General features: G+C 63.9%; 8 protein-coding genes. 1 reads left to right on the top strand and 7 read right to left on the bottom strand.

Going from position 1 to position 11817, the window contains the following annotated elements:
- From sucC to pflB, 7 genes are all read right to left on the bottom strand, one after another.
- Positions 1-1117: ADP-forming succinate--CoA ligase subunit beta (sucC, locus tag ACE3P0_RS19965; RefSeq protein ID WP_374404546.1), on the bottom strand; the 1117-nt coding region annotated here is incomplete at its 3' end.
- A 229-nt stretch (positions 1118-1346) separates the two neighbouring features.
- On the bottom strand, positions 1347-1871 hold the full coding sequence (locus ACE3P0_RS19960) for a DUF2889 domain-containing protein (protein ID WP_374404545.1): 525 nt from the start codon (positions 1869-1871) through the stop codon (positions 1347-1349).
- Between the two features lie 193 nt (positions 1872-2064).
- Entirely contained in the window at positions 2065-3249 is a 1185-nt protein-coding gene (locus ACE3P0_RS19955; RefSeq protein WP_374404544.1) for an acetate/propionate family kinase, read from the bottom strand.
- 175 nt (positions 3250-3424) lie between these two features.
- Positions 3425-4603 carry an acetate/propionate family kinase gene (locus ACE3P0_RS19950; protein ID WP_374404543.1) on the bottom strand — a complete coding sequence of 393 codons (1179 nt, stop codon included), beginning with the start codon at positions 4601-4603 and terminating at the stop codon, positions 3425-3427.
- On the bottom strand, positions 4596-5993 hold the full coding sequence (locus tag ACE3P0_RS19945; protein ID WP_374404542.1) for a bifunctional enoyl-CoA hydratase/phosphate acetyltransferase: 1398 nt from the start codon (positions 5991-5993) through the stop codon (positions 4596-4598). The genes ACE3P0_RS19950 and ACE3P0_RS19945 overlap by 8 nt, the downstream gene beginning before the upstream one ends.
- Before the next feature lie 99 nt (positions 5994-6092).
- Entirely contained in the window at positions 6093-6950 is an 858-nt protein-coding gene (gene pflA, locus ACE3P0_RS19940) for a pyruvate formate-lyase-activating protein (RefSeq protein WP_172203550.1), read from the bottom strand.
- A 12-nt stretch (positions 6951-6962) separates the two neighbouring features.
- Entirely contained in the window at positions 6963-9218 is a 2256-nt protein-coding gene (gene pflB / locus ACE3P0_RS19935) for a formate C-acetyltransferase (RefSeq protein ID WP_374404541.1), read from the bottom strand.
- A gap of 426 nt (positions 9219-9644) precedes the next feature.
- Between pflB and ACE3P0_RS19930 the strand changes: the two genes are divergently transcribed.
- Complete coding sequence (locus tag ACE3P0_RS19930) at positions 9645-11816, top strand: FimV family protein (RefSeq protein WP_374404539.1); 2172 nt, start codon at positions 9645-9647, stop codon at positions 11814-11816.
- The last annotated feature ends 1 nt before the right edge of the window (position 11817 follow it).

The following is an 11817-nucleotide window of genomic DNA, read 5'->3' as shown; positions in this document are numbered from 1 at the left end:
TGTCGGCCGAGATGATCGGCAAACCCGATTCGGCAAGGATCTTCTTGCCGAGGTCTTCGTTGGTGCCCTTCATGCGCACGACCAGCGGCACGGCCAGATGGGTTTCCTTCGCTGCGGTCACCACGCCAGTGGCGATGGTGTCGCACTTCATGATGCCGCCGAAGATGTTGACCAGGATGCCCTTGACCTTGGGGTTCTTGAGCATGATCTTGAAGGCTTCGGTGACCTTCTCGGTCGTCGCGCCACCGCCCACGTCGAGGAAGTTCGCCGGTTCAGCGCCGAACAGCTTGATCGTGTCCATGGTCGCCATCGCAAGACCGGCACCGTTCACCAGACAGCCGATGTTGCCGTCGAGCGAGATGTAGGCGAGATCGAACTTCGAGGCCTCGATTTCGTCCGCATCTTCTTCATCCAGATCGCGGTAGGCGACGATTTCCGGGTGACGGAACAGCGCGTTGGCGTCGAAGTTGAACTTCGCGTCCAGCGCCTTGATGTTGCCGTTGCCTTCGAGGATCAGCGGGTTGATTTCCGCCAGCGAGGCATCGGTTTCCATGTAGCAGGTGTAGAGGCGCTTGAGCGTATCCACAGCCTGCGGGATCGAGGCTTCGGGCACGCCGATGCCGCTCGCGAGTTCCTTGGCTTGCGCGTCTGTCAGGCCAGCCGCCGGATCAACAAATACCTTGATGATCTTCTCGGGCGTGTTGTGCGCGACTTCCTCGATGTCCATGCCGCCTTCGCTGGAGGCCATCATAGCGACCTTCTGCGTAGCACGGTCGGTCAGCGCGGCAACGTAGTATTCCTTCTTGATGTCGGCACCTTCCTCGATCAGCAGGCGGCGGACCTTCTGGCCCTCCGGCCCGGTCTGGTGTGTCACCAGCTGCATGCCGAGGATCTCGTTGGCGAGCGTGCGCACTTCGTCGAGCGAACGGGCCAGCTTCACGCCACCGCCCTTGCCGCGGCCACCTGCATGGATCTGGGCCTTCACAACCCAGATCTTGCCGCCCAGTTCCTCGGCCGCCTTGACGGCCTCATCGACGGAAAAACACGGAATGCCGCGCGGCGTAACGACGCCATATTTGCGCAGGACTTCTTTCGCCTGGTACTCGTGAATCTTCATGGTTGCCCTTCGATCTCTGCCCCCGCCCGGGGTCGCCGGGCTCAGCGGGCTCAATGTTGGTATCGGGTCGGAACACGGGCAGACGAGACGGACTGCGCCCCCTTTGACGCAGCGGATGCCGACTCTCCCCCTCCCTCGGCAAAAGCCAGACCGGGCGCTTGGCAGCCCCGTTGCCGCAGTGCAGCACCCGGATTCGGCGGATTGTAACCGAATCGCCCTTGCGGATTACTTACGCGTTTTCCGACTCGTCAGCGCTGCGCGGCCGGTACCAACGCGGGTAGTACTTGCGCGCCGCAGCGCCGGAAGAATCCAGCGCATGGCAGCGATCGAGCTGATAGGGCTTACGGTCACCGGAGTCGTCTTCTCGCACCAGCGTCGCGAAGGTTTGCAGCGCCACCGTTGGTAGCGTCAACAGCAACTCCGTGACGTGGGTACAGCCTTTGACCTCGGCGAAGCGCTCCATCATCGCCTTGCGAAACCCCTGGAACAGGTTCAGGCCAATCAACTGGCGATAGGCCGGCGCGATGGTTTCGCAATAGCCGCTGTAGGGCGCCCACGCGGTATCAGCCACGGCGTCGGTCACGTTGAAATGGCGGTCAATCGTCAACCGTACCCGCATCTCGTGCACTGGCGTACCCGCCGGACGCACGCCGGAGAGGATTTCGTAGTCCGCGTCCTTCAGATCAACCAGCGTGGCGTCCAGATCGAACAAGCCATCGTCACGCAGATAGCCCTCGGCCTCGATCCGGCGCATGTGCAGTCGCCGCCGAGGCGCGGTCGGTTCCGGTAAAGCCATGATTCCCCCCTGCTGCGGCCCGCGCCCCCTGCGCGTTCGGCCGACGTGAAACGGGCCGATCATAGCAATGCCTGCATCGGCAGCCACGCCAGAATGCGCCCCGCCCGACAATACCTGCCCCCAGGGGAGCCCGCAGACGCGTCGGAGCTGCTCAGGCATGAATCACGCGCCATGTGTGGCGCGCGATCATCAACTCCTCGTTGGTCGGGATCACCCATGCGCTGACCGCACTGGCAGCGGCGCTGATCCTGGCGAAGCCGCGCACCCGATTGGCGTCGCGGTCCAGCGCCACCCCCAGCCACGCGGCCTGTTCAAGAATCTTCGCCCGCACCGTCGGCGAGTTCTCGCCAATGCCGGCAGTGAAGACCACGGCGTCCAGCCCCGCCATCGTGGCGGCAAGCGAGGCCAGCTCGCGCGCCGCGCGGTAGCAGAAGTGATCCAGCGCGAGCTTCGCGTTGCGATCGTCGGATTCTTCCAACGCCCGGCAATCGCTCGATACGCCGGACATGCCCAACAGACCGGAGCGGTGGTAGATCAGCTTCTCGATCGCGCGCGCGTCCATGCCACGCTGATCCATCAAGTACAGCAGCACGCCGGGGTCAACCGAACCGCAACGGGTGCCCATCGGCAGCCCGTCAACCGCGGTAAAGCCCATCGTAGTGGCGACACTGCGGCCGGCGTGAATCGCGCACATGCTCGCGCCATTGCCGAGGTGAAACACCACCGTGCGGCCGGCTGCAGCGCGCTCGTCATGCTGCGCCAGCACCGACGCAATGTATTCGTATGAGAGTCCATGAAAGCCATAGCGGCGGATGCCGGCTGCCGTCATTTCATGCGGCAGCGCGTACATCTGGGCGATCAGCGGTTGATCGCGGTGGAATGCGGTATCGAAGCAGGCAACCTGGGCCGCCTTGGTGCCGCTTTCCAGCAGCAGGCGTATTGGCAGCAGGTTGTTCGGCTGATGCAGTGGCGCGAGCGGAACGAAAGCCTCCAGCCGCTTGAGCGTCGCCGGGTCCACGCAAACCGGCTCAGCGAATTCGACACCGCCGTGCACCACTCGGTGGCCGAAGGCCTTGATCCTGAGGCCATCGGTGTGGGCATCGAGGAAGGCCGTCAGATGCGCCATCGCGCCTTCATGGCCGAGCTGGAAGCCGACGGGCCAGGTGTGCTCGCTCAGCACGACACCATCCGCATCCTTGCCGACGAATTTCGGCGCGGTGAACAGCCCTTCGAGCTGACCGCGCAGGCGCAGCTGCAAATCACCATCGACGGCGGCAAATACGGAGAACTTCAGGCTCGACGAGCCCGCATTCAGTACGGCGATTGCTTCTGTCATGCCCCCTCCCCCGAAGGGTGCCGACAACGCGGCACGACAACAGGCGAGCGCTGCTCGCCTGCCCCGTTGCCCATCGTAAGCATGGCGGGCGGCAATACTCTTGCGCTGGGGCAGTAAACGACGGTGGCCGGCGCCTTGCGGCGACCGGCCACCGGGGGAGCGGACTAGTTGAAAATCAGCCGCGCAGGGTGCGGCGCACGTGGCGCGCGATCATCAGCTCTTCGTTGGTCGGGATCACCCACACTGCGACCGCGCTGTCGTCCATCGAGATGCGCGGGCCGCGCGTCTGGTTGGCCGCCGAGTTCAGGCGCACGCCCAGCCAGTGCGAGGCCTCACAGATGCGGGCACGGATCAGCGCCGCGTTCTCGCCGACACCGCCGGTGAACACCAGCGCATCGACACCGCCCAGCGCCGCCGCAAACGAACCGATTTCACGCGCGACACGATAGACGTAGTAGTCGACGGCCAGACGCGCACGCGACGAATCGCTCGCCAGCAGCGCGCGCATATCGCTCGACACGCCCGACAGGCCAAGCAGACCGGATTCGCGATACAGCAGCTTCTCGATATCGCGCGCGTTCATGCCCTTCTGATCCATCAGGTACAGCAGCACGCCCGGATCGATCGCACCGCAACGCGTGCCCATCGGCAGACCGTCGAGTGCCGTGAAGCCCATTGTCGTTGCGACACCAAGACCCGCCGACAGCGCCGCCATGCTGGCACCGTTACCCAGGTGCAGCACGATGGTGCGGCCGGAAGCGGCGCGCTTGTCGTAGTCGCCCAGCACGCTGGAGATGTACTCGTACGAGAGGCCGTGGAAGCCATAGCGGCGGATGCCTTCTTCCGCGAATTCCAGCGGCAGCGCGAACAGCTCGGACACCTGCGGCTGCGTGCGATGGAAGGCGGTGTCGAAGCACGCCACCTGCGGCAGATCCGGGAACTGATCCATCAGCAGACGGATCGGCGTGAGGTTGTGCGGCTGGTGCAGCGGGCCAAACGGCACGTACTTCTCAAGACGCGTCATCACGCTGGCGTTGAGCTTGGCCGGCGCCGAGAACTCCAGGCCGCCGTGCAGAACGCGGTGGCCGACGGCTGCGGGCCGCGGGACGCCGTGGTCTGCAAGGAAGCCGCTGATGCACTTCATCGCGCCTTCATGGCCCAGCTGCGTGCCTTCGGCCCAGTCCTGGCTGGCCAGCACGGTGTCGCCGGCATCTTTCGCGACAAACTTCGGTGCGGTGAACAGGCCCTCGACCTGACCACGCAGGCGCAGGGCGAAATCGTCACCGATCGATTCGAAGACGGAGAACTTCAGGCTCGATGAGCCCGCATTGATAACGAGGATAGGTTCAATCATTTTGTTTCATGGGGGTTTCGCCGGTCTGGCGATAGTGGGCAATAAGCGCCATGACGGCAGTCGAGGCCATGCGGGTTTCGACTGAATCGGCGCGGCTGGTAAGCACGATCGGCACTTTCGCGCCGAGCACGATGCCGGCGCTGTCCGCGCCGGCCAGATACTGGAGTTGCTTGGCAACCATGTTGCCGGCTTCAAGGTCGGGCACGATCAGGACGTCGGCCCGCCCCGCCACCGGCGAGACAATCTTCTTGGTCTTGGCGGCCGCTTCGCTCACCGCGTTGTCGAACGCGAGCGGGCCGTCGATCACGCAGCCGGTGATCTGCTTGCGATCGGCCATCTTGCACAGCATCGCAGCGTCGATCGTTGACTGGATCTTCGGGTTCACCGTCTCCACCGCCGAGAGCACCGCCACCTTGGGCTGGGCAATGCCGAGGATGTGCGCGAGTTCCACGGCGTTCTGAACGATATCGACCTTCTCTTCCACGGTCGGGAAGATGTTGATCGCGGCATCCGTCACCAGCAGCATGCGCGGATAGGCCGGCACATCCATCACGAATACATGCGTCACGCGGCGTGAAGTGCGCAGTCCGTTGCTGGCCTTCACTACGGCGCCCATCAACTCGTCGGTATGCAGGCTGCCTTTCATCAGCGCCTGTACTTTGCCGTGGCGTGCCAAGCCGGCGGCGTGGTCCGCGGCAGCGTGGCTGTGCTCACAGTCGATCAGCTGGTAGCCGCTGAGGTCAATGTTCTCGGCCTGCGCAACGGCATGGATCTTCGCCGCCGGCCCGATCAACACCGGGATGATCAGGCCCTTGCGCGCAGCCTCGATCGGCCCCAGCAGGGAATCGCGGTCGCAAGGGTGTACCACCGCCGTCAGCACCGGCGGAATGCCCTCACACGCGACGTACATCTTCTCGAACGCATCATTGCGCGGCATGTAGAACGCGGCCTTGCGCGTGTCTGCAAAACTGCCCTTGGTGCCAGGCGGCAACACCGTCAGCGAACCCCAAAGCAAGTCATCGCCGTGCTGATTGACGACGCGAATATCGAGCTGCACCGAACAGTCGGACGCATGCTTGTGACGCACCCGGACGGATGCGGTGAGCTCATCGCCATCGGTGATGAACCCGTCCGCGTGCAGTTCCTGACCGACGATGCGCGAGCCAGGGCCGGGCAGTCGCCGCGTCACCACATTGGACATCAGCGCAACGGCGCACACGCCCTGCACCGACAGCTTCTCGTCGGTCTTGTCGGTCTCGGGGTGGAAGATTTCGGCGTCACCGGACAACTGCGACAACATCGCCACGTTGGACGCTGTCACGGTGTGGGTGATTTCCATCGACGCGCCGACGTGCAGATCGTCGTAGGTGAGGTTCTTCAACTCATCCATAGCGTCGTGTCCGCGGAAGGGGTGCTGCTGATTCTGCCCGCCATACTGCAGTGCAATATTGACAGCGATCAGCCGCGTCCCCGTCCTCGTTCATTTTGCTTAGTACACCTTCAGCCCGCGGGCGCGGAACTGCTCCTTGACGCGCTCGGTCAGCTCATTAGTCGGCGGCACGGCATCCGCCAGCGGGTACTTCAGATTCAGCGCATCCCACTTGGAACGGCCCATCTGGTGGAAGCGCAGCACATCAACGCGCTCGACGCTACGAATGCTCGCAGTGATGTCGGCAACGCGTTCGACGTTGTCGTAATCGTCGGTCAAGCCCGGCACCAGAACGAAGCGCACCCAGGTCGGCCGGTTCAAGTCCGACAGCCGCTTGGCGTAGTCGAGCGTCGGTTGCAGCGGCTGATGCGTAACGCGGTAGTAGGTATCCGGATCGCCGGACTTGATGTCGAGCAGGTTCAGGTCGACATCCATCAGCTCTTCGTCCGATAGCTTCTCGCCCAGGCGGCCACAGGTATCGAGCGCGGTATGCAAACCGAGCTCCTTGCAGCGGCGCAGGATGCGCTTGGCAAAGCGGTGCTGAACCAGGGGCTCACCGCCACTGATCGTCACGCCGCCCTTGGACAAGGTGAGCGGGCGCACGTACTTCTTCAGCTCCGCCATCAGGTCGCCCGCGGTTGTGGGCGTGCCGTGCATCTTGTGCCAGGTATCGGGGTTGTGGCAGTACTGACAACGCATCAGGCAGCCCGACAGGAAGACCACGGCGCGAATGCCGGGGCCATCTACCGCGCTGCCCATTTCGTACGAGTGGATGTAGCCGACGAGCTGCTGGTCCTCGTTTTCGGCGATGTCCTCGAGGTCGGCCTCGTGGATCGCAAAATGATCCGGGCCACCCGACTGGGTGGCCCCGGATTGGACCTTCAGCTCGTAGCGACTGCCGGAAAGGCGTGTCGCCACGAGGGGATCTCCTTACATGGAACCGTGGAAGGTACGGTTGATCACGTCCATCTGCTGCTCACGCGTCAGCTTGACGAAGTTAACCGCATAGCCTGAAACACGGATGGTCAGCTGCGGATACTTCTCCGGGTGCTCCATCGCGTCGATCAGCATATCGCGGTTGAGCACGTTCACGTTGACGTGGAAGCCCTCGGTGCCGAAGTAGGCGTCGAGGCTGCCTTTGAGCTTGTCGGTGCGCTCTTCGGCAGTGCCAAGTGCGCTCGGCGAGTAGGACAGCGTCAGCGAGATGCCGTCAGCAGCGTCTTCGTACGGGATCTTGGCGACCGACATCATCGCGGCCAGCGCGCCATGGGTGTCCTTCTGGTTCGACGGGTTGGCACCCGGCGCGAAGGCTTCGCCCTTCTTGCGGCCGTCCGGCGTCGAGCCGGTCTTCTTGCCGTACACCACGTTGGAGGTGATCGTCAGCACCGACTGGGTGTGCATCGCGTTGCGATACGTCGGGTACTTGCGGATCTTGTCCATCATGGTCGTCACGAGGCCGGTGGCGATTTCATCCACGCGGTCGTCGTTGTTGCCGTAGCACGGGAAGTCGCCTTCGGTGATGTAGTCGACGATCAGGCCACGCTCGTCACGCACCACCTTGACCTTGCCGAACTTGATCGCCGAAAGGCTGTCCGCCGCGTGCGACAGACCGGCGATACCGCAGGCCATCGTGCGCAGGATGTCGCGGTCGTGCAGCGCCATCTCGATCGCTTCGTACGCGTACTTGTCATGCATGTAGTGAATGATGTTCAGCGCATTCACATAGGTCTTCGCGAGCCAGTCCATCATCGTGTCGAGACGGGCCATCACGGCGTCGTAGTCAAGGTACTCGCCTTCGTACGCCGGCAGCACCGGACCGACCTGCTCACCGGAGATTTCGTCGCGGCCGCCGTTGATCGCGTAGAGCATCGTCTTCGCGAGGTTCACGCGGGCACCGAAGAACTGCATCTGCTTGCCGACACGCATCGCGGACACGCAGCAGGCGATCGCGCAGTCATCGCCCCAGCGCGGGCGCATTAGCTCGTCGCTCTCGTACTGGATCGACGAGGTATCGATCGACACCTTTGCGCAGAAGCGCTTGAAGCCATCCGGCAGCGCCGGCGTCCAGAACACGGTGAGGTTCGGCTCAGGTGCCGGGCCCAGCGTGTAGAGGGTGTTGAGCATGCGGAAGCTGGTCTTGGTGACCAGGGTGCGGCCGTCTTCGGCCATGCCGCCGATCGACTCGGTCGCCCACACCGGGTCGCCCGAGAACAGCTCGTTGTATTCCGGCGTGCGCAGGAAGCGGACCAGACGCAGCTTCATCACGAAGTCGTCCATGATTTCCTGGGCGAACTGCTCGGTGATGCGGCCTTCCTTCAGGTCACGCTCGAAGTACACATCGAGGAAGGTCGACACGCGGCCGACCGACATCGCGGCACCGTTCTGCTGCTTGATCGCAGCGAGGTAGCCGAAGTAGGTCCATTGCACGGCCTGCTGCGCGGTGGCGGCCGGCTTCGAAATGTCGCAGCCGTAGTTGGCGGCCATTTCCTTGAGTTCGGCCAGCGAACGGATCTGCTCGGAGAGTTCCTCACGGGCGCGGATCACGTCTTCGGTCGAATGCACGTCGTTCAGCTCAGCCTTTTCGCGCTTCTTCGCGGCGATCAGGAAATCGACACCGTACAGCGCGACGCGGCGGTAGTCGCCGATGATGCGGCCGCGGCCGTAGGCATCGGGCAAGCCGGTGACGATGCCGGACTTGCGGCAGGCCAGGATGCTCGGGGTGTAGGCATCAAACACGCCGGCGTTGTGCGTCTTGCGGTACTTCGTGAAGATCTCGGCGATACGCGGATCAGCCTTGTAGCCGTAGGCCTCGAGCGAGGTTTCGACCATCCGCCAGCCGCCGTACGGCATGATTGCGCGCTTCAGCGGCGCTTCGGTCTGCAGGCCGACGACCAGTTCCAGGTCCTTGTCGATGTAGCCCGGCGCGTGGGCGGTGATGCCCGACGGGATCTGCGAAACATCCAGAATGCCCTTCTCGCGTTCGATCGCGAGCAACGGCTGCAGCTTCGCCCACAGCGACTTGATGCGATCGGTCGCACCACAGACGAAGCTGTCATCGCCTTCGTATGGGGTGTAGTTGCGCTGGATGAAGTCGCGCACGTCGACTTCCTTCTGCCAGCGCCCTTCAACGAAGTCGCGCCAGGGTTCGCCTACGACCTGAGTGCCATTCTTGACCGCTACATCCATGATTGCCCTCCTGAGGCATTTCTGATTTGTCGCCGTGTTCGTGGAACACGCTGCCAGCCGGCTTGCCAGACAAAACGCACTCGCGGCAGCGGTGCGATATACCGGACATCGCACGCCGGGCTGACGCGATCACACGCTGGAACCGTCAATTCACCCATGCAGCGTATGCCTCCTCAGTGGCAACAACAAGAAAGTCAGGTCAACGATTTTGCGTTTCGCGTTTGCTATAATGCGAAACACCATTGCGCATGGTGAAATCAATAAAAGTTGCAGATCGAGTCATAAATGCACCGCAGGGTTTGCATGCCCCCTCAAAAGTCGCCGACGGGCGCCCGCGTTGTTGACCGAAATCCCCCTGAACCGCCCATGCGCTCGCTTTGAAGCGGGTATCGCCTTAAAGTTCACCAAAATTTGGCCGAAACAAAGGTGAAGGTGCAATCCCGCACGCCAACCAAGCAGCCGCATGTGACCGAACGCATGTACCTGAAGTCCGGACTGCACACACTCCTCGCCGCCCCCCTGCTCGCAATGAGCGTCTCCGCATATGCCGCGGGCTTGGGCGAGGCGACACTGCGTAGCGGCCTCGCGCAGCCCTTGCGCGTCGAGATTGCGCTGGTCGGCGACGACGTCGGCGCACTCGGCAGCGAGTGCTTTCGCGTACTCAGCCCGAGTGGTGCGAGCGATGACCTGCCTTGGGTGCGCAGCGCACAGATGCGGCTGGAGCAGACCGGCAACCGCCATGCTTTGATCGTGACGACCCGCCAGCCGATCCACGATCCGGCACTGATGCTGGGCATACAGGTGGATTGCGGCGTTCAGGTGCGCAGGGAATACGCGCTACTGCTCGGGCCCGCCGCCGTCGAAGTACCACGTACCGCCCCTGCCGACAACACCGCCACGCCACCAGCGCTTAAGCCTGCGGCGCCGCGAGGAAGGGTTGAAACCTGGACTGCAGCGGACGGCGAGAGCCCGGCTTCCATCGCAGCAGCATTGCTACCGAACGACCGCGCCGCACAGCGCCGCGCTGCGCGCGAAATCGTTCGTGCAAACCCCCAATTGTTTGCTGGGGTTGCAAACGCCACGCAGAGCGCCCTGCCCGCCGGCACGCAACTGCTGGTGCCGATGCCGAGCGCATCGCCATCGCCGCGGACTGCGCCCGCCGAGACCACGTCGCCCCCGCCTGCGCGCGAACGCAAGGCCAGCGCGCCGGAGCCGGCTCCCGAGGCAGCACCGCAACCGCGCGCGCGCCGCGGTATGGCGCCGAACACCGATCGACTCACCGTCACAACGGACGACGCAGATGGCGCACTGCGCCAATCGCTGGAGCTTGACGAATCGCGCCGTCAGTCCGTGCCGGATGAGTCCACCCGCGCACGCCTGCGCCGCGAACAGCAGCTGATCCTGGCAATCGACGACCGCATCGCGACCACGCTCGAACTCAACGATCGCATCCGGCAGCTCGAAGCCGCCCAGCAGCGGCTGCAAGCCGAGAACCAGCGGCTCGCCGGCCTGATCGCGCAGCAAAGCGGGGCTGGCGGCGTACCGACACGGCTCGCCTCGAACACAACACCGATCGACTGGCGCCTGATCGCGGGTGGCGCAGCCATGCTGCTGGTGGCCATTGCCGCCAGCCTGGCGTGGCGCCGCCGCCGGATCCGCATCCTGCCGGTTGAGCCCTTGCCGGTCGCCAACGCGGCGGAGACGCAACCGGACGAAGACGACGCCGAGTTCGAGAGCGAGGCGTTGACGCCCGCCGACATCTGGCCGGAACGCGAGGGTTCCCCCCTCGCCGGCGCATCACAAGAAGGCATCGAGTGGACGCCACCGACCTTGTCGCCGGGCGCGCTGGGGCCGAGCAGCCTGCTGCATATCGACGACGAGGTTGAAGAGCACGATTCTGCGGTCGAGCTCGCCGAAATCATGATGTCCTTCGGCCGGGTGCAGGGGGCTGCGGAGACGCTCGCTGACTTCATCCGCGCCAACCCGAAGCAGGCCGTGCGCCCCTGGATCAAGCTGCTCGAGGTCTACAAGGCGGCTTCGATGCGGGTCGAATTCGATGCGCTTGCGGGTCAGTTGAACAAGACCTTCAATGTGAAGGCGGTTACTTGGGACGAGTTCGATCAGGTAAAGGAGGCGAACGAGTCGGTCGAGCAGATGGGCCACATCATCGGACGCATCCTCAACACCTGGCGGACGCGCGAATGTCAGGTCTACCTGCACACGTTGCTGCGCGACAACCGTAAGGGGACGCGCCAGGGATTCCCGCTCGGCATCGTCGACGACATCCTGTGCCTCAATGGCGTGCTGGAGATCGAACTCGGCGCATTCAAGCCAACGCCCGAAGAACTGCACGCGATGGAGACCCCGCCCCCGCCGCCCTCCGGTCCGCAAACCGAGCCCCCGACCACCGTGATGCAGGCCGCCGAGGCCACGCCCGCCGAGCGGCGCGATGAACAGGAAATCAGTTTCGACGAGCACCTGCTGCCGCCTTCACGCCCGCGTGCGCCTGCGCCGGCGTTCGAACCTGAGCGGACCGAGTCGATGATCGAGTTCAACCTCGATGAAGACCTGCCGCCGCTGAAGCCGCGCGATCAGTAAA

It is taken from the genome of Niveibacterium sp. (assembly GCF_041909475.1).
Taxonomy (GTDB): domain Bacteria; phylum Pseudomonadota; class Gammaproteobacteria; order Burkholderiales; family Rhodocyclaceae; genus Niveibacterium.
The sequence above is the reverse complement of the archived record's forward strand: the minus strand, read 5'-3'. Positions and strand labels throughout refer to the sequence as shown.